General features: G+C 45.8%; 16 protein-coding genes and 2 rRNA genes. 13 read left to right on the top strand and 5 right to left on the bottom strand.

Going from position 1 to position 19,348, the window contains the following annotated elements; genetic code table 11:
• Window positions 1-22: 22 nt before the first annotated feature.
• The 7 genes from ACNQO6_RS04180 to ACNQO6_RS04210 all read left to right on the top strand — a co-directional run bounded on the left by ACNQO6_RS04180 (window position 23) and on the right by ACNQO6_RS04210 (window position 6,458).
• Window positions 23-2,915, top strand: a 23S ribosomal RNA gene (locus ACNQO6_RS04180).
• A gap of 162 nt (window positions 2,916-3,077) precedes the next feature.
• Window positions 3,078-3,192: ribosomal RNA gene (gene rrf / locus ACNQO6_RS04185) — 5S ribosomal RNA — on the top strand.
• 140 nt (window positions 3,193-3,332) lie between these two features.
• On the top strand, window positions 3,333-3,674 hold the full coding sequence (locus ACNQO6_RS04190) for a hypothetical protein (protein ID WP_440208181.1): 342 nt from the start codon (window positions 3,333-3,335) through the stop codon (window positions 3,672-3,674).
• Window positions 3,675-3,746: 72 nt separating this feature from the next.
• Window positions 3,747-4,139 (top strand): putative signal transducing protein, encoded by a 393-nt coding sequence (locus ACNQO6_RS04195; RefSeq protein WP_396515212.1) that lies wholly within the window; start codon window positions 3,747-3,749, stop codon window positions 4,137-4,139.
• Window positions 4,140-4,227: 88 nt separating this feature from the next.
• Entirely contained in the window at window positions 4,228-4,575 is a 348-nt protein-coding gene (locus tag ACNQO6_RS04200) for a GFA family protein (RefSeq protein ID WP_440208182.1), read from the top strand.
• 22 nt (window positions 4,576-4,597) lie between these two features.
• On the top strand, window positions 4,598-5,161 hold the full coding sequence (locus ACNQO6_RS04205) for a DUF4256 domain-containing protein (RefSeq protein ID WP_440208183.1): 564 nt from the start codon (window positions 4,598-4,600) through the stop codon (window positions 5,159-5,161).
• Between the two features lie 133 nt (window positions 5,162-5,294).
• Window positions 5,295-6,458: an acyl-CoA dehydrogenase family protein gene (locus ACNQO6_RS04210; RefSeq protein ID WP_440208184.1), complete on the top strand. Its 1,164-nt coding sequence runs from the start codon at window positions 5,295-5,297 to the stop codon at window positions 6,456-6,458.
• A 14-nt stretch (window positions 6,459-6,472) separates the two neighbouring features.
• Here the strand turns inward: ACNQO6_RS04210 and ACNQO6_RS04215 are convergent, their stop codons facing one another.
• The 3 genes from ACNQO6_RS04215 to ACNQO6_RS04225 form a co-directional block, all read right to left on the bottom strand.
• On the bottom strand, window positions 6,473-6,877 hold the full coding sequence (locus ACNQO6_RS04215) for a hypothetical protein (protein ID WP_440208185.1): 405 nt from the start codon (window positions 6,875-6,877) through the stop codon (window positions 6,473-6,475).
• Window positions 6,878-6,940: 63 nt separating this feature from the next.
• Window positions 6,941-7,450, bottom strand: coding sequence for a GNAT family N-acetyltransferase (locus tag ACNQO6_RS04220; protein ID WP_440208186.1), 510 nt, complete (start codon window positions 7,448-7,450; stop codon window positions 6,941-6,943).
• On the bottom strand, window positions 7,447-8,046 hold the full coding sequence (locus ACNQO6_RS04225) for a TetR/AcrR family transcriptional regulator (RefSeq protein WP_032870168.1): 600 nt from the start codon (window positions 8,044-8,046) through the stop codon (window positions 7,447-7,449). Before ACNQO6_RS04225 ends, ACNQO6_RS04220 begins: the two co-directional genes overlap by 4 nt.
• 195 nt (window positions 8,047-8,241) lie before the next feature.
• On the opposite strand from ACNQO6_RS04225, the gene ACNQO6_RS04230 reads away from it, so the two are divergent.
• The 6 genes from ACNQO6_RS04230 (at window position 8,242) to ACNQO6_RS04255 (ending at window position 16,682) form a co-directional block, all read left to right on the top strand.
• Window positions 8,242-10,050 carry an acyclic terpene utilization AtuA family protein gene (locus tag ACNQO6_RS04230; RefSeq protein ID WP_440208187.1) on the top strand — a complete coding sequence of 603 codons (1,809 nt, stop codon included), beginning with the start codon at window positions 8,242-8,244 and terminating at the stop codon, window positions 10,048-10,050.
• A 10-nt stretch (window positions 10,051-10,060) separates the two neighbouring features.
• The gene (locus tag ACNQO6_RS04235; RefSeq protein WP_440208188.1) at window positions 10,061-10,936 is read left to right on the top strand and encodes an SDR family oxidoreductase; all 876 of its coding nucleotides are present in this window, start codon (window positions 10,061-10,063) and stop codon (window positions 10,934-10,936) included.
• Window positions 10,937-10,938: 2 nt separating this feature from the next.
• On the top strand, window positions 10,939-12,552 hold the full coding sequence (locus ACNQO6_RS04240) for an acyl-CoA carboxylase subunit beta (RefSeq protein ID WP_440208189.1): 1,614 nt from the start codon (window positions 10,939-10,941) through the stop codon (window positions 12,550-12,552).
• Window positions 12,553-12,658: 106 nt separating this feature from the next.
• Window positions 12,659-13,819, top strand: coding sequence for an acyl-CoA dehydrogenase family protein (locus ACNQO6_RS04245; RefSeq protein WP_440208190.1), 1,161 nt, complete (start codon window positions 12,659-12,661; stop codon window positions 13,817-13,819).
• Between the two features lie 10 nt (window positions 13,820-13,829).
• Window positions 13,830-14,660, top strand: coding sequence for an enoyl-CoA hydratase/isomerase family protein (locus ACNQO6_RS04250; RefSeq protein WP_440208191.1), 831 nt, complete (start codon window positions 13,830-13,832; stop codon window positions 14,658-14,660).
• A gap of 63 nt (window positions 14,661-14,723) precedes the next feature.
• Window positions 14,724-16,682 carry an acetyl-CoA carboxylase biotin carboxylase subunit gene (locus tag ACNQO6_RS04255; RefSeq protein WP_440208192.1) on the top strand — a complete coding sequence of 653 codons (1,959 nt, stop codon included), beginning with the start codon at window positions 14,724-14,726 and terminating at the stop codon, window positions 16,680-16,682.
• Between the two features lie 53 nt (window positions 16,683-16,735).
• Here the strand turns inward: ACNQO6_RS04255 and ACNQO6_RS04260 are convergent, their stop codons facing one another.
• Together ACNQO6_RS04260 and ACNQO6_RS04265 are read right to left on the bottom strand one after the other, a co-directional pair.
• On the bottom strand, window positions 16,736-17,665 hold the full coding sequence (locus tag ACNQO6_RS04260) for a lipase secretion chaperone (protein ID WP_440208193.1): 930 nt from the start codon (window positions 17,663-17,665) through the stop codon (window positions 16,736-16,738).
• 12 nt (window positions 17,666-17,677) lie between these two features.
• A complete protein-coding gene (locus tag ACNQO6_RS04265) occupies window positions 17,678-19,021 on the bottom strand; it encodes a sphingomyelin phosphodiesterase (RefSeq protein WP_440208194.1) in 1,344 nt (447 codons plus the stop codon).
• Between the last annotated feature and the right edge of the window lie 327 nt (window positions 19,022-19,348).

Raw genomic sequence — 19,348 nt, forward strand, 5'->3', positions numbered from 1 at the left:
TAACGACTGTTTGGGGTTGTATAGTCAAGTAATTAAGTGCATGTGGTGGATGCCTTGGCAGTCAGAGGCGATGAAAGACGTGATAGCCTGCGAAAAGCTCCGGGGAGGCGGCAAATATCCTTTGATCCGGAGATTTCTGAATGGGGGAACCCACCCGCTAAAAGGCGGGTATCATAAGCTGAATACATAGGCTTATGAAGCGAACGAGGGGAAGTGAAACATCTCAGTACCCTTAGGAAAAGAAATCAATTGAGATTCCCTTAGTAGCGGCGAGCGAACGGGGAGCAGCCCATTAAGTTATGTGTGTTCTAGTGGAACGCTCTGGGAAGTGCGAACGTAGAGGGTGATATTCCCGTACACGAAAGGGCACACATAATGATGACGAGTAGGGCGAGGCACGTGAAACCTTGTCTGAATATGGGGGGACCATCCTCCAAGGCTAAATACTCCTGACTGACCGATAGTGAACCAGTACCGTGAGGGAAAGGCGAAAAGAACCCCTGTGAGGGGAGTGAAATAGATCCTGAAACCGCATGCATACAAGCAGTGGGAGCACCTTCGTGGTGTGACTGCGTACCTTTTGTATAATGGGTCAGCGACTTATATTCAGTAGCAAGGTTAACCGCATAGGGGAGCCGTAGAGAAATCGAGTCTTAATAGGGCGTTTAGTTGCTGGGTATAGACCCGAAACCAGGCGATCTATCCATGAGCAGGTTGAAGGTTGGGTAACACTAACTGGAGGACCGAACCCACTGTCGTTGAAAAGCCAGGGGATGACTTGTGGATAGGGGTGAAAGGCTAATCAAGCCTGGTGATAGCTGGTTCTCCCCGAAAGCTATTTAGGTAGCGCCTCGGACGAATACCATTGGGGGTAGAGCACTGTTTCGGCTAGGGGGTCATCCCGACTTACCAAACCGATGCAAACTCCGAATACCAATGAGTACTATCCGGGAGACAGACTGCGGGTGCTAACGTCCGTAGTCAAGAGGAAAACAATCCAGACCGCCAGCTAAGGCCCCAAAATCATAGTTAAGTGGGAAACGATGTGGGAAGGCATAGACAGCTAGGAGGTTGGCTTAGAAGCAGCCACCCTTTAAAGAAAGCGTAATAGCTCACTAGTCGAGTCGGCCTGCGCGGAAGATGTAACGGGGCTAAAACTATGTGCCGAAGCTGCGGATGTATACTTTAGTATACGTGGTAGGGGAGCGTTCTGTAAGCCGATGAAGGTGTATTGAGAAGTATGCTGGAGGTATCAGAAGTGCGAATGCTGACGTGAGTAACGACAAAACGGGTGAAAAACCCGTTCGCTGAAAGACCAAGGGTTCCAGTCCAACGTTAATCGGGGCTGGGTGAGTCGACCCCTAAGGCGAGGCCGAGAGGCGTAGTCGATGGGAAATTGGTTAATATTCCAATACTTCTGTGTAATGCGATGAGAGGACGGAGAAGGTTAAGTCAGCCTGGCGTTGGTTGTCCAGGTGGAAGACAGTAGGCATGCATCTTAGGCAAATCCGGGGTGCTCTATGCTGAGAGTTGATAGCAAGCTGTACTTGTACAGTGAAGTGGCTGATACCATGCTTCCAGGAAAAGTCTCTAAGCTTCAGTTACACAGGAATCGTACCCGAAACCGACACAGGTGGTCAGGTCGAGTAGACCAAAGCGCTTGAGAGAACTCTGCTGAAGGAACTAGGCAAAATGGTACCGTAACTTCGGGAGAAGGTACGCTGCTGACGGTGATGGGACTTGCTCCCTGAGCTATTGGCAGCCACAGAAACCAGGCCGCTGCAACTGTTTATTAAAAACATAGCACTCTGCAAACACGAAAGTGGACGTATAGGGTGTGATGCCTGCCCGGTGCTGGAAGGTTAATTGATGGGGTTAGCGTAAGCGAAGCTCTTGATCGAAGCCCCAGTAAACGGCGGCCGTAACTATAACGGTCCTAAGGTAGCGAAATTCCTTGTCGGGTAAGTTCCGACCTGCACGAATGGCATAATGATGGCGGCGCTGTCTCCAGCAGAGGCTCAGTGAAATCGAAATCGCTGTGAAGATGCAGTGTACCCGCGGCTAGACGGAAAGACCCCGTGAACCTTTACTGCAGCTTGACATTGAACTTTGACCTTACTTGTGTAGGATAGGTGGGAGGCTTTGAAGTTAGAACGCTAGTTCTAATGGAGCCGTCCTTGAAATACCACCCTGGTAATGTTGAGGTTCTAACTCTGTCCCGTAATCCGGGACGAGGACCATGTCTGGTGGGTAGTTTGACTGGGGCGGTCTCCTCCTAAAGAGTAACGGAGGAGTACGAAGGTGCGCTCAGCGTGGTCGGAAATCACGCGTAGAGTATAAAGGCAAAAGCGCGCTTAACTGCGAGACCCACAAGTCGAGCAGGTACGAAAGTAGGTCTTAGTGATCCGGTGGTTCTGTATGGAAGGGCCATCGCTCAACGGATAAAAGGTACTCTGGGGATAACAGGCTGATACCGCCCAAGAGTTCATATCGACGGCGGTGTTTGGCACCTCGATGTCGGCTCATCTCATCCTGGGGCTGAAGCAGGTCCCAAGGGTATGGCTGTTCGCCATTTAAAGAGGTACGCGAGCTGGGTTTAGAACGTCGTGAGACAGTTCGGTCCCTATCTACCGTGGGCGCTGGAAATTTGAGAGGATCTGCTCCTAGTACGAGAGGACCAGAGTGGACGAACCTCTGGTGTACCGGTTGTGACGCCAGTCGCATCGCCGGGTAGCTATGTTCGGAAGGGATAACCGCTGAAAGCATCTAAGCGGGAAGCCTACCTCAAGATAAGATTTCCCTAGGAATTTATTCCTCTAAAGAGCCGTTCGAGACTAGGACGTTGATAGGTTGGGTGTGGAAGCACGGTGACGTGTGAAGCTGACCAATACTAATTGCTCGTGAGGCTTGACTATACAACACCCAAACAGTTGTTGTATTCAAGATAAATTCAATACATAACTTGATTTAGTGTAGAAACTAGTTACAATACGACTCAATTAACTAATCCGTTAATCACTCATTTGGAAAAAGCCTTGGCATTATATAAGACCAAAGCAAGTATCCATAAACAGTTTGCTGGCGACAATAGCAAGAGTGAACCACCTGATCCCTTCCCGAACTCAGAAGTGAAACCTCTTAGCGCTGATGGTAGTGTGGCACTTGCCATGTGAGAGTAAGTCATCGCCAGCTTTTAAATATGAAACACCCCTAACCTGACGGTTAGGGGTGTTTTTTTATTGGCGTAGAGAAAAATACATTGAATAGCATCTCTTGAGGAATATGTCATTGTTTTATAGGTTGAATCAAAATAATAAAAGGATGAAATTAAAATGCCCAATAATCACCTTGCCATGACTTCAGAAGAATTCGTAGAGGGATTTAAGCTTTTAAGAGATGATCTGATCCAGAGTTACTTTACTGTTGATTCTGAAATATCACGAATCAGTCTATTAGAAAAATCTGGTATGAATCATGAACAGATTCATTTAACTAAAAAAATTGTTTCAGAAGCTCTAACTGATGCATTGTATACGGTTTTGCTAGGTCTTGATGGTAGTGCAACAATTGGTCAATATCAGATGATGTATAAGCTATTTGATGAGCAATCCAATGAACTGACTGGCGACTTGGAGTCAATTGCATGGGAAAAGTTTCATGGCCAAAATATATAACAACAAATTTGCGCATTGTGCACTGAGATGAATTGAGCTTAGAATTTATATTTATTCTATTTAGATATTCCTATGAAATGGGTGGTCGCTGAAACGTATTCTTTTCCTTATGAAGCCCAAATTGCCAAAACGCAACTTGAAGCTGCTGGTATTCCGGCCCGTATTGAAAATGAACATACCATTAACATGGACTGGCTTTATTCCAATGCATTGGGTGGGGTTCGGTTATTGGTCCCTGACCCTTATTTCGAACAAGCACAAGCATTACTGGCGCAAGACTTTAGCCATGAATTAGAACAAGAGTTTGGTTTAAGTGAGCGTTGTCCTCAATGCGGAAGCACAGATATAAAGCCTTATACGGAAGGAAAGCGGCCCGCTTATCTGGTTTTCTTATTACTGGGTTTCCCGTTATTCTCGTATAAACATGGAACTAAGTGTCAACAATGCCAACATTTCTGGAGTTAAGCTTACATAAGCATTGATTAACAGAACCAGATTTGAACTTATATACGGCATCCTGTAAAAATAGATAAAAATCAAAAAGGAAAAAAAGATGCAATATAAAGGAAGTTGTCATTGTGGAAAATTAACCTTCATTGTGCAGGGTGAACTCACTGAAGCATTATCGTGTAATTGTTCAATTTGCCAGAAAAAAGGTTCTTTACTCTGGTTTTTACCTCAGAGTGAAGTTGAGATTACTGTGGAAGACGATGCTCAGGCGACTTATCAATTCAATAAGCATGTGATCGAGCATCATTTCTGTAAGGTTTGTGGTATTCATCCCTATGCAATGGGTGTAGATCCTCAAGGGAATACCATATGTGCGCTCAATGTGCGTTGTATTGATGATCTGAAACTGGAAAGTATCAAGATCAATCACTTTGATGGCCGTTCGGTATAGCCATAAAATTTAGAGTATAAAAATGATCAAGAATAAAAAGTTAGATCTTGAACAGGTTGCAAGGCTATTCGACATCTTAAAGCAGCGCTTTGAACAAAATATGCATCGTCATAAAGACCTGAATTGGGCCGATATTGAAGATCAATTACAGCAGCAGCCAGAAAAGTTATGGTCACTCCATCAAATGGAAGAAACGGGTGGAGAGCCAGACATCCTTGTATTGGATGCAAAGTCACCAGAAATAATCTTTTATGATTGTGCCGTAGAAACACCAAAAGGGCGTAGAAGCCTGTGTTATGATCGTGCCGCTTTAGACGCACGTAAGGAACATAAACCTGTAAATAATGCAGTTGATGTTGCTGAAGCCATGGGAGTCGAATTACTTACAGAAGAACAATATAGGCAGTTACAGGCAATAGAACATTTTGATTTAAAAACCTCGAGTTGGGTCAAAACGCCCGAGGATGTAAGAGCTTTAGGTGGCGCAATTTTCTGTGATAGTCGTTATGGTCGGGTTTTTACTTATCATAATGGTGCTCAATCTTATTATGCGACGCGTGGATTTCGTGGTCGATTAAAAATATAGTTTTATGCTTTATCGCAGGTTTTGATCTATTTTTTAAGTTTTAATTTTGCCAAGCGCTTGCTTGGTTTTTCCGGTTTTGCTACTTTAGTGCTCATTCAATAAACAATGATCAATAATTGCTAGGAAGCAGAATATGCACCTTAATCCTTTGTACTATAACGAGCAGCATCTGGAATTTGCCAAGAGTATTCGACGCTTTGTGGAAAAGGAGATTTCGCCTTTTATCAATGAATGGGATGAGAATGAAACTTTTCCGCGAGAGCTGTATAAGAAGGCCGCAGATATTGGTTTATTGGGATTAGGGTTTGAAGAGCAGTATGGCGGGATTGCTGGGACAGATGCATTTTATACGCTGTTAGCTTCGATTGAGCTGGCAAAATGTGCGTCGGGTGGTCTCAGTGCTTCTTTGCTGTCGCATACCATTGGTGCGCCTCCGATCCAGCACTTTGCCAACGAAGAGGTAAAAGCTCAAGTGCTGCCTCAAATTTTATCAGGTGAAAAAATATCTGCCTTGGCGATTACTGAGCCGGGCGGTGGTTCAGATGTTGCTTCGCTTAAAACCAAAGCTGTGCGAGAAGGTGATTATTTTCTAGTAAGCGGTGAAAAGACCTTTATCACTTCGGGGATGCGAGCGGATTATTATTCAGTTGCAGTTCGTACCGATCCAAATGCGAAAGGGGCAAACGGTATATCCATGCTGCTGATTGATGCGCATAGTGAAGGGATCAGCAAAACCAAACTGGATAAAATGGGGTGGTGGGCATCCGATACCGCGCATTTGCATTTTGATAACGTCAAAGTGCCAGCTAGCCATTTATTAGGCCCGGAAAATATGGGCTTTCTGGTGATTATGAATAACTTCAATATGGAGCGTTTTTTCCTTGCTGCCAGTAGTTATGGCTTTGCCCTGACCTGCTATGAGGAAGCACTGGAATGGGCACAGCAACGCCAGACCTTTGGCAAGCGTTTGGTCGACCATCAGGTCATGCGTCATAAGCTGGTGGATATGGCAACTCGCCTGACTGCAACCCGTGCTTTACTCGAGGATACCGCTTATCGTTTAGGTAAGCCTGAATTGCAGGGCAGTGAACTGATTGCCCAGATTTGTATGTTGAAGAATGTTGCCACTCAAACCATGCAATTCTGTGCCGATGCGGCGGTGCAGACACTCGGAGGAATGGGCTTTATGCGTGGTACCAAGTCTGAACGAATCTATCGTGAAGTGAAGGTGAATATGATTGGCGGTGGTGCAGAAGAAATTATGAAGGATTTAATTAGTAAGCAATTGGGGTATTAAACTGATCTAGGAGCTTATTGTATGGGTTCAAGCCAATAAGCTCCTTTTCCCTCTGGATGAACTGCGATATACCAAAGTGATGAACCTTGAGCGTAGACCAAAAACTGAAATCCCTGATCCTGCATTTCTTTCTTTTTACCTTGAGCTGCATTATTTATTTTAATTGGGATGGCACCTTGGGCGCTAAAATAATTCAGATCTGTGGGGGAAAACTTAAAAGAGCCATGGCCTCTATTCAGGTCTAGATCATTTATTTCAATAATATTTTTTGTACTCGGTGGTAAAATTGGAGGTAACCAACCGCGTTCAAATGCATGTTCAGCTTTCGCATGCTGAAAATCTGTAAACTTGGTTGTAACAATATCATCTGTACAACCCAGTATTAGGCTGGAAAGAAGAATCGTGATGATACGTTGCATATATTTCGCCTAAAGAATTGGCATTAGTTTATTTTTATCGTTATGGGGCCGATATTTCAATAATTAAAAGGCTTGATACTTCTGATCTGTCCAATCGCTATTTAAAATTGCCCAACGTTCATGGTCTTTCCATTCTTTTCCACCGACTCGCAGATATTGGCGGGAGAAGCCTTCTTTCACAAAACCTGCATGTGCCACAAGGCGAATAGAGGGCAGATTATCTGGTTGGATATTAGCTTCTAGTCGATGTAAATTCAGTGTTTGAAATGCTTCTTGTAAAACCAGTTGCAGCCCTTGTCGCATATAGCCTTCTCCTGCATAAGGATAAAAGGCTTCATAACCCAAGTAAGCAGAATGAAAGTGACCTCGAACGATATTGGAGATGTTAAAAGTGCCGACAATGGCGTGATTCTCTTTCAAGCAGACAAAATAACGGTGTTCTTGCGCGAGGTAGTGTTCAAAATTAGCAGGTGGATAGGTCCATGGCCGATGCAGTTGAACACTACTCTGGTAAGCCTGTTTGATTTCGGCTAAATCACTGAGTAGGGGCTTACGCAGATAGATGGTATTCATTTTACTGCCATTTCCCAAACCATTTCAGTCAGTTCATCAATTTTGACTTTACCTTCAGGTCTGTACCAGGTTACGGTCCAGGAAATCGAGCCACCCAGCAAACGACGCCAGATAAAAGCATCATGTTTGACTTTACCTTGAGCACGTAATTTTTCAATCACATCTAGCCAAACCTGCTCATATTCATTACGCATTTTTAGAAGGTAATCTTGTTTTTCTTTGGAAAGGGCAAACCATTCATGTACCAGTACTGCCATCGCCGCACCGGTATCACCGGCAATCGACAATAATTCAGCTTTGATCAAATGACGTAATTGTTGTTCAGGATCGCTTGAGCGTTCAGCTGCTTCTTTTAAACGGGCGAAGTTATAGATAATGGTTTGTTCCATCACCGTCGCCAGAATTTCATCCTTGCTTTTAAAGTGATGGAACAGGCTACCTGATTGAATGCCAATAAATTCACCAAGTTGACGAACTGTGGTTTTGTCATAACCTTGCTTATAAAACAGATAGGCTGCGCCCTGTAATAAACGCCCACGTGGACTATCGTCAAAGCAAACAATCTTGGGAATTTGCTCAATTGAAGTTGCGATCATGCCTATCCGTCTATCCTGTTCAAGCTAAAGTGTATTGTAACAAAATTCATTCGATGCTTTGTCTTATCTTTTTATAACAAGCAGTTGCTTGAGTTTGTCGTTTTTTGCCAATACAGCATAGCATTATGTACTTTACAAACCAAGCACTTGCTTGGTAATGTTAAGGCGTTTTTAGTAATAACAATGAGAAAGCGCATGACAACTGTCAAACAGGATGACCAGAGGCTAGTCAAAATTGGGTGTGCATCAGGATTCTGGGGCGATACCAACACCGCTGCTTTTCAGTTGGTCCATCTGAGTGATATTGATTATCTGGTCTTTGACTATCTATCTGAAATTACCATGTCGATTATGGCCAAGGCGATGATGATGGACCCAAGTCATGGCTATGCGCTGGATTTTGTCAGTCGAGTGATGGCACCCCTGATCCATAAAATTGCCGAGAAAAAAATAAAAGTGATCAGCAATGCAGGCGGGGTAAACCCACTGGCTTGTCGTGATGCCTTACAGAAAATCATTGATGAAAAGGGCCTGGATTTAAAAGTCGCAGTGGTGCTGGGTGATGATGTATTGCCAAAGCATGCAGAATTATCACAACAAAATATTCAGGAAATGTTTAATGGCGATGCTTTACCTGTACAGGTTGCCAGCAGCAACGCCTATCTCGGTGCTGTTGCGATTCGCGATGCCTTGGACTTGGGTGCGGATATTGTGATTACGGGCCGAGTAGTGGATTCAGCAGTTGTACTGGCGCCTTTGTTACACGAATATAAATGGTCACTGGATGATTATGACAAGTTGGCGCAAGGTTCACTGGCAGGGCATGTGATTGAATGCGGTGCACAGTGTACAGGTGGAAACTTTACTGACTGGCGTCTGGTTCAAGGCTTTGACAACATGGGCTTCCCGATTGTTGAAGTCAGTGCTGATGCTTCATTTATTGTGACCAAGCCGAAAGGGACCGGAGGCCTCGTTTCAACTGCAACCGTTGCAGAACAGATTGTGTATGAAATTGGCAATCCGCAAGCCTATCTTTTACCTGATGTCAGCGCTGATTTTAGTCAGGTCCATTTAGAACAGGTGGGCGAACATCGAGTCAAGGTGACTGGCGCAACAGGTCGGGCACCAACCCAGCAATATAAAGTCAGTGCGACCTATGCCGATGGTTATCGGGTCTTGGTCAGTTTCTTGATTGCGGGTCGTGAAGCACCAGAAAAAGCCCAAGTGATTGCAGATGCCATTCTGAATAAATGTGAACGCGTTTTGGCCCTGCGTTCAGTTCCTCCTTTTAGTGAAAAGTCGGTTGAGATTCTCGGTATTGAAAGTACCTATGGGGCGCATGCCCGAATCCAGAATAGCCGTGAAGTGGTGGTCAAAATCGCGGTCAAACATCTGTTTAAAGAAGCTTGTATGTTCTTTGCTTCTGAAATTGCTCAAGCTTCAACAGGGATGGCACCCGCATTGGCAGGAATTGTCGGTGGCCGACCTAAGGCATCTGCTGTAGTGAAGCTTTTTTCTTTCCTGATTGATAAAGATCAATTAAAAGTCGAAGTCGACTTTGCTGGGCAGCGTTATCCGGTTCAGGTTCCTGTTGGGCAAAAGGTAGCAGAGGTCGAGCTACATCCCGTCGGTGAAGTGGCAAGTTATCAAGGTGATGAGGTTGAAGTGCCTTTGATTGAGTTGGCACATGCACGTAGTGGCGATAAGGGCAATCATAGCAATATCGGGGTGATTGCACGCAAAGCTGAGTATTTACCGTGGATTCGCGCAGCATTGACTGAGGTTAAAGTTGCTGCCTATATGCAGCATGTGCTTGATCCTGATAAATCAAAAGTGATCCGTTATGAACTGCCAGCCATGCATTCGCTGAATTTCATGCTGGAAAATGCATTGGGGGGCGGGGGGATTGCCAGCTTGCGGATCGATCCACAAGGTAAGGCGTTTGCACAGCAATTATTGGATATGCCGGTGAAAGTGCCAGCACAACTGTTAGAAAAATATTAAGGATGTAAACATGGGTTATCAATCAATTTTCAGGGCAGATGCATTTGCTGGCAAAGTCATTATTGTGACGGGCGGAGGTTCGGGTATTGGCCGTTGTACTGCCCATGAGCTCACTTCTTTAGGTGCACAAGTAGTGATCACTGGGCGAAAAGTTGAAAAGCTGGAAAAAGTCAGTCAGGAAATTCTGGAAGATGGTGGCAAAGTGCATTACATCGTTTGTGATAACCGCGATGAAGAACAGGTTAAAAACATGATTGCCGAAGTTATTGAAAAATTTGGCAAGCTTGATGGTTTGGTCAATAACGCCGGAGGGCAATTTCCATCTGCATTAGAAAACATTTCGGCCAATGGTTTTGATGCGGTAGTGCGTAATAACCTGCATTCTACCTTTTACCTGATGCGCGAAGCCTATAACCAGTGGATGGCAAAACATGGCGGCAGCATCGTGAATATGACCGCAGATATGTGGGGCGGTATGCCGGGCATGGGGCATTCAGGTGCAGCACGTTCAGGGGTGGATAACCTCACTAAAACGGCTTCAGTGGAATGGGGGAAATCTGGTGTGCGGGTCAACGCAGTCGCACCGGGCTGGATTATTTCTTCGGGTATGGACAACTATAGTGGCGATTTTGCCAAAGTGATCATTCCGAGTTTAGCGAGCAATGTTCCATTAAAACGTATGGGCACAGAATCGGAAATCTCCTCAGCGATTTGTTATCTACTGTCTGATGCAGCGGCTTTTGTATCAGGCGTCACCTTGCGGATTGACGGGGCGGCTTCACAAGGCACACGCATGTATCCATTGGCCGATGCGACCAACAATGACGCCTTTAACGGTTTCCATCGTGCGTTTATTCCTGACATATTCAAAACAGAGGGAGAATAAGCATGACGATTCTCCAATCCGAGATTGCAGTGGGTAGTGAGCAATACCAGCAAAACCGTGAGGCGTTATTAACCCAGTTAGCTGAAGTTCGTGCGGTACAGCAAAAAAGTATTGATAAGTCTTATGCCGCAAAAGCCAAGTTTGACAAGAAAGGCAAGATTTTGCCGCATGAGCGTATTCGCCTGCTATTAGATGCCGATTCTCCTTTTGTCGAGTTGTGCGGGCTGGTGGGTTACAACATGCATGACGATAAAGATGGTTCCGAAGCAGGCGGTGGTGTGATTGCCGGAATCGGTTTTGTCAGTGGGGTCCGTGCGCTGGTGTCGGCCAGCAACAGCGCGATCAAAGGCGGTACCATGTCACCCATGGGCGTGCATAAAACTCTGCGCTTGCAAAAGATTGCCCTGGAACAAAAATTGCCGATGGTCACCTTGACCGAAAGTGGTGGCGCAAACCTGAATTATGCGGCTGAAGTGTTTACTTATGGCGGCATGACCTTTGCCAATCAGGCGCGTATGTCTGCAGCAGGTATTCCACAAGTCGCCGTGGTGCATGGTAATGCAACTGCTGGCGGGGCTTATCAACCGGGTCTGTCTGATTATGTGATTGCGGTCCGCAAGCAAACCGAAATGTTATTGGCAGGCCCGCCGCTATTACTGGCGGCAACAGGTGAAGTGGCGACTGCAGAAGAACTGGGTGGGGCAGAAATGCATACCCAAGTGTCGGGTGTCGCGGAATATCTAGCTGAAAACGATGCCGATGGTATTCGTTTGGCGCGTGAGATTTTCGAGCATCTGAACTGGAAAGAACAGACCGCCTGTCCGCCTCAGGACTATAAAGAACCACGTTATGCTGCCGAAGAGTTGCTGGGGATTATTCCACAAGATCCAAAGCAACCTTTTGATATGAAAGAGATCATTGCGCGGATTGTTGATGATTCTGATTTTCTGGAATTCAAGCAGGAATACGATGTGCTCACCGTGTGTGGCTGGGCCAAAATGGGAGGTTTGCATATTGGCATTATTACCAATAATGGTCCGATTACCCCGCAAGGTGCAGTGAAGGCAGCACAGTTTATCCATTTGTGTGAGCAAACCCAACGCCCACTTTTATTCCTGCATAACACCACCGGTTTTATGGTCGGAACCGATGCTGAGCAGAACGGCATTATTAAACATGGTTCCAAGCTGATTCAGGCGGTGGCCAATGCAACTGTACCCAAGATTTCGATTGTGGTGGCAGGCTCTTATGGCGCGGGCAATTATGCCATGTGTGGCCGTAGTTTATCGCCGCAATTTATCTTCGCATGGCCAAACTCACATGTGGCGGTGATGGGTGCAGCGCAAGCAGGTAAAGTCTTACGGATTGTGGCTGAAGGCAAACAGAAAGCTTCGGGAATGGAACCGAATTCGCAGATGCTGGATTTTCTGGAGCAGAGTACTGCCATGAAACTGGAACAGCAGTCCACGGCGTTATTCAATACGGCCATGCTGCATGACGATGGCATCATTGACCCAAGAGACACCCGTAAGATACTGATCTTTTTATTACAAACCATTTATGAAGCACAACAACGTGAGCTAAATCCAACACGATTTGGTGTATCGAGATTTTAGTTTTAACACCCTCATCCTAGCCTTCTCCCAAAGGGAGAAGGGATTCCCTCTCCCATCTGGGGAGAGGGATAGGGAGAGGGGGAAACAATTTTAAGGAACAAAAACAATGAAATTTACCGCAGAGCATGAAGCCTTACGCCGTACCACACGCCAGTTTGTGGAAAATGAACTGAATCCGTTTATACCGGAATGGGAAGAAGCGTGCCGTTTTCCGATTCATGATGTATTTAAGAAAATGGGAGATTTAGGCTTATTGGGGATTTGCAAGCCAGAGGAAAATGGTGGTTTAGGGCTGGATTATTCTTATAACCTTGTGGTGGCAGAGGAGCTTGGCCGTGCCGCATGTGGCGGCGTACCACTGGCGATTGGCGTACAAACCGATATGGCAACACCAGCACTGGCCCGCTTTGGCAGTAAAGAACTGCGTGATGAGTTTTTGAATCCTGCCATTCGCGGTGAATATGTGGCGTCGATTGCAGTATCGGAAGTACATGCCGGTTCTGACGTGGCAGCCATCAAAACCACAGCAAAGAAAGACGGCGATGATTATGTGATTAATGGCAGCAAGATGTGGATCACCAACTCCTTGCAAGCCGATTTCTTTTGTTTATTGGCCAATACTTCTGATGACAAGCCCCACGTCAATAAATCCATGATTATTGTCCCTGCAAAAACGGCAGGAATTAGCTTTTCAGAACCCTTGAATAAATTGGGGATGCGTTCAACCACGACTGCACAGGTCTACTTTGATAATGTGCGTGTACCGCAACGTAATCTGGTCGGTGTAGAAGGCATGGGCTTTATGATGCAAATGATGCAGTTTCAGGAAGAACGCATGTGGGCCTGTATCAATGCAGTGGGGGGGATGGAAAAAGTCATTCAGCAAACCATTGATTACACCAAGGAGCGAAGCACTTTTGGTCAGCCTTTAATTCATAACCAGTACGTTCATTTCCGTTTTGCTGAACTGATGACTGAAGTTGCAGCACTGAAAGCCCTAACCTATCAGGCCTGCGAGCAGCATATTGCGGGTGAGGATGTCACCTTGATGGCCTCCATGGCCAAGTTAAAGGCTGGACGGTTAAGCCGTGAAGTTGCTGATAGTTGTCTGCAATATTGGGGAGGGAATGGCTTTATGTGGGATAACCCGGCATCACAGCTGTATCGAGATGGTCGTTTAGGTTCGATTGGTGGTGGTGCAGACGAGATCATGTTAGGAATTATCTGCAAGCTCACTGACATTCTGCCGAAGAAACAGAAAAACTAGGGGCTGGCATATGACACTTTCAAATTCTGTTGCAGACTTAGAGATAGATGACAGCATTCAGCTGGAGCAGCAAGGCAGTATTCTAACCTTATGGCTGAATCGTCCTGAGAGCCGTAATGCCATGAGTTTGAAGATGGTCACCGCCATTCAGCAGGTGTTTAGCCAGATTGCCGATGATGTCTCCATTCGTGCGGTAATTTTACGCGGTCAAGGCGGGCATTTCTGTGCTGGAGGCGATATCAAGGATATGGCAGGACTGCGGGTTGAAGTGGCCAATAGCGGTAGCTTACAAGCTTATGTCGATTTTAATCGCAGTTTCGGTGCCATGATTGAGCAAGTGGATCAGGCTGCTCAAACTGTTGTTGCTGTGCTGGAAGGTGCAGTGCTGGGGGGCGGCTTCGGTTTAGCCTGTGTATCAGATATTGCCATCAGCCGTGATACCGCCCAGTTTGGTTTGCCTGAAACCGGCTTAGGGATTTTGCCCGCGCAGATTGCGCCTTTTGTGGTGAAACGGATTGGACTAACTCAAGCCCGTCGTTTGGCATTATTAGGTTTACGCTTTGATGGCAAGACCGCGCTGGATTTAGGTGTTGTTCATCAGGTGGCATCGAATGAAACGGAACTGGAACAGCAGCTTGAACAGACCATTCAACAGATTAAACGTGCTGCGCCTCTGGCTTCCCGTGCGACCAAGGCGTTATTACACCGAACCCTGAATGAACCTTTAGATCAGCTTCTGGATGATGCAGCACAACAGTTTGCAGATGCAGTTGCGGGTGCCGAAGGACAGGAAGGCACGATGGCCTTTATTCAAAAGCGTAATCCGAGTTGGTTTGACTAGAAATCGTCCTCAACTGCTGTTTGAACAGCAGCAATGAGGGGATTGAATCGTAGAGATGAAACAATGAGTTTTTCAAAAGTCTTAGTGGCAAACCGTGGTGAAATTGCTGTACGGGTGATGCAAACTGCCAAAGCAATGGGGTATCAAACGGTTGCAGTCTATTCAGATGCCGATGCCAATGCCCGTCATGTGCAGGTGGCGGATGAAGCGGTTTATATCGGTGCATCTAAAGTTTCCGAATCTTATTTATCTATTGCCCAGATTATTGCCGCCTGCCAAAAAACCGGGGCAGATGCGGTACATCCGGGTTATGGATTTTTATCTGAAAATACTGACTTTGCCCAAGCCTGTGTTGAGCATGGCATCACTTTTATTGGGCCAACTGCGGCTGCGATCGAGCTGATGGGCAGCAAGCGTCTTTCTAAAATTGCCATGATTCAGGCAGGCGTGCCATGTGTACCGGGCTATGAAGGCGATCAGCAAGATATCGATTATCTGGCTGAGCAGGCTGAGTCTATTGGTTATCCTTTGATGGTCAAGGCATCGGCAGGTGGGGGTGGACGAGGCATGCGTCTGGTCCAGCAGGCTGCTGATATCGTGGAAGCCTTAAAAACAGCACGGTCGGAAGCAGAGAATGCCTTTGGTTCTGGTGAGTTAATCCTGGAAAAAGCCGTGATCGCGCCACGTCATGTTGAGATTCAGGTCTTCGGCGATACGCATGGCAATTATGTGTACTTGTTTGAACGTGATTGCTCGATTCAACGCCGTCATCAAAAGGTGGTCGAAGAGGCCCCTTGTCCGGTGATGACACCTGAACTTCGCCAGCAAATGGGGGAGGCGGCAGTGGCCGCAGCCAAGGCCTGTGATTATGTCGGAGCTGGTACTGTAGAGTTCTTGCTGGACTCGTCCGGTGCGTTTTATTTTCTGGAAATGAACACACGTTTACAGGTCGAACATCCGGTGACGGAAATGATTACCGGACTGGATCTGGTGGAATGGCAGTTGCGTGTGGCGAATGGCGAAACGCTGCCTTTACAGCAACATGAGTTGAGCTTAAACGGGCATGCAATCGAAGTGCGTCTTTATGCCGAAGATCCACGACAGGATTTCCTGCCACAAACCGGGAAGGTACTGCGTTGGCAACCCGCAGGTAGCGATGGGATGATGCCGAATGTTCGGATTGACCACGGCATGTTAGAGCAGGGTGAAATCAGTCCTTTCTATGATCCGATGGTGGCGAAAGTGATTGCTTACGGGAAGACCCGTCAGGATGCCATCCGTTTACTCGCCCGTGCTGTGGATGATTGTGTATTGTTGGGGGTGAATAGTAATAAACAATTCCTGAGCAATTTATTACGTCATCCGATTATTGTGGCTGGAGACACCAATACAGCTTTTATTCAGCAGCATTTTCAGGATGATGTGAGTTTGCATCAACAAAGCCTGACGCTTGAAATACTCGCTGTGGCGGCAGCATTGTTTAGCCAGCAAAACCGGCAGCAAGTGGCTTGGCAAACGGGTGTTGCCTTGCCATTTCCACTGAAATTGAAATATGCCGATCAGCAGATATTGCTGCATGTGCAACATGATCAGCAGCAGGTCAAAGTCGAGTTATGTGATCAACAGGCGACAATCAAGGTGATAAGCATTAGTGATGAACAAGTTGTTTATAGCTATGAAGGCGTTCGACGTAAGCTCGCCTATGTGTTTGATCAAAATCAGCTGTATCTGGATGCAGGCAATGGTAATGTCATGATTGAAAATATCACCTATGCAGCACCTGAAGCGGCTGAGGTGGTGGGAGATGGCAAAATCCGTGCGCCAATGGATGGAGCGATTGTGAATCTGCTGGTCAATGTGGGGGATCAGGTCGTGAAAGGACAAACCTTATTGGTACTTGAAGCCATGAAAATTCAGCAACAGATCAAATCGGATGTCGATGGGGTGGTGGAGGAATTGATTGGTCAGGTCGGCCAACAGGTGAAAAAACGTCAGCAATTATTAAATGTTGCTTTGCTTTGATTTTATGGCTTGATTGAACCCTTGCGACCTGCCATCGCTTGGGTTCAAGCGATTTAAGGGAACATTTTCAAGCGTAAACTCTCTAAACGGCTTTGATACTGCTGTTGCCATTCGGCTTCTGAAAGCTGTGCTTTCAGCGGTTGCATTTCTTGTTGTAACTGCTGCAAGGCCTGCTGATATTGATTGACTTGCTGTTGTTGTCGAGCCTCCTGTTGTTCTCTTTGCTGAACCTGTTGGCGTTGCTGCTCGGTTAAATATTGCTGCTGTAATTGCTGCTTTAAACGTGCCGTTTCTGCCGGGTTGTGTGAGCCTTGCTTGAGTAGATTCACGGCTTGTTGATATTGTCCGATCTTGCTTTCCTGCTGAGTTGCAGCAGGATATTGCTGTTGCAGCTTTTCAAAGGCTTTTAAACGTTGTTCAGCACTCAGATTCTGTTTCTGTGCCAGATCATGATAGGCAAAATGATAATTTGCATACTGTCGTTCTTGCCCAAAGCCAAGCATGGCTTCGGCTTGGCCTAATGTCTGCTCCCTGAGTTTCCACAATGCATCAAAACGTTCTTTTGGCGATAAAGATGTTGATAAGACTGTATTTTGCATCTGCTGTTCATATTGAGGAATCCGTTTCAACAGATTCGCAACCAAAGCTGCAAAATTCTGGTCGGGATAACTGGCCAAAGCTTTTGCAATCGCTGCATTACAGTCAGAGACAGGGCAACTGGCTTTAAACTCGTTTAGAAATTCAGTGATATTGCCGGGGTGCTGCTGTAAATTCTTGAGTTGTTTTAAGAGCGAGTCCTGAAAAATTTCATCCTTGCTTTTATTGGACATGGGGTCATCACTCATCTGTGTTGATGAATCCTGAGATGAAGAGGTGGATTTGGTGTGCTGGACTGCAGCGGAAGAGGCGGTGCTCTTCCAGACTACAATCGCAACCAAGACCACGACAACAATAAGCATTGTCAGCAATAGTCTTTTATTCATACCGCATTCCGTTTATGGCGTGTAATTAAATTGACCCATCACCGGGAAATGGTCTGAGAGATCCCAGGTCATGAACAGGGAGTCAGCCGTGCTGCGCAGAATACGCACATCGTTACGCGACTGTGTGGGCTGACGATGGTTATTGGACGCCACAATATAGTCCAGATATTCAACATTTGAACCGCCAGAACCTGCAGCCCCTGCCAGCTTATTCACACGTGGATCAAAGGTCGAAGCGGTATAACCTGTGCTTGGTGCAGCGTTTGCATTCAGGTTGGTCAGCATGTCTTGGTAATCTTGCGGCCATAACAGTTTATTGACATTAAAATCTCCGCCCATCAGCACGGCATCAAAACTTGGAATATTTTGTTGATTGACCAATTGACGAATCTGTTTGAACTGGGTCTGGCGTAATGCGCGTGCTGCATCGGTATCAAAAGATGCGGTATGGGTTGATGTCACATGATAGGCCTTACCATTCTTAATGATTTCAGCATAGAGTACGCCTTTATCGGCAAAGCAGTCGGTACCGGTACAGTCCGGATAAATCAATTGTGCTGTTTTCACGATCGGATAACGGCTGACGATCACCAGACCACTGTCAAACAGGTTATAGCCCGAACCGACAGGAATATGGGTTTGATACGGATATTGTTGTGCCAGTTGATTCAACATGTCTGTGCGTGAAGAGGCAAAGGCTTCCTGCATCATAATCACATCGTAACCGTTTAGATGATTCGGTAATTCCGCCAGACGTTCGCTAATTTTACTCGCCACCATAGGCAGGGCATAGATATTATACGTCAGGACTTTGAGTTCATCGGCACTGGCTGAAACCGGTTCTGGAACGGTATTTTGATGAATGGTGTAGTGGAAGTCATCATAACCGCCGGTATATTCGGCTTTTACCGCAGCCTGAGCGGATAAACCTGCATAAGTGGTATTAATCCGATGAACATTACGGTCTGAATACCAAGGCGATGTTGCCGTCGCGGTTTGGATGCCATGCTGAATGTTACTGCCAGACCAGGTGCCAGTCATGGTCTGTTTTAAAGTCACTTGTGAGTTGCCGCTGCTGACGACAGTATCAAAATTATAGGTTTTACCGGATTTGATTCCGGTATAACGGTTGATCCTTAAAATACGTTTGGTTTCATAAGGGGCAATTTGTGTGGCTTCCTGTGCCCATTCATTGCCTTGCTGTAAGGCCGCGCCCGTCTGATTGACTTGTACCGATACCGTTTGCGGTGTGGTATTGGTTACAAAAACATAGGAATCAGCCATTGCCTGCTGACTCGAAAAACCACTAATCAATAACGCAACCCCTGCGCCGAGTTTTAAGCTTTTCAGCTTCATTTTTCTCTCCATCGTGCTCATTATGTTGGAACAAAAACGAGATGTGTTATTAAAATTATTCATTTATGAAAATTTTATGATCGTTAATTGTTCGAAAATTATAATAATGAAAAAGTATTGCTAAATCATTTAAATTTACGACCATTCATCTGATGTTTCAAAAAATCATATCTCATTTATTGTTATCAATATTTTTGGTGAAAGAAGAGGGTGGGGATTTTATAAAAATATACAAGTGTTCGTAAACGAAAATGAAGAAGTAAAGCAAATGATACGATTTTTAAATGAAAAAAATCTGACAAGGATTGCATCCTGTCAGATCAGTTA

Source organism: Acinetobacter calcoaceticus (assembly GCF_051947995.1).
Taxonomy (GTDB): domain Bacteria; phylum Pseudomonadota; class Gammaproteobacteria; order Pseudomonadales; family Moraxellaceae; genus Acinetobacter.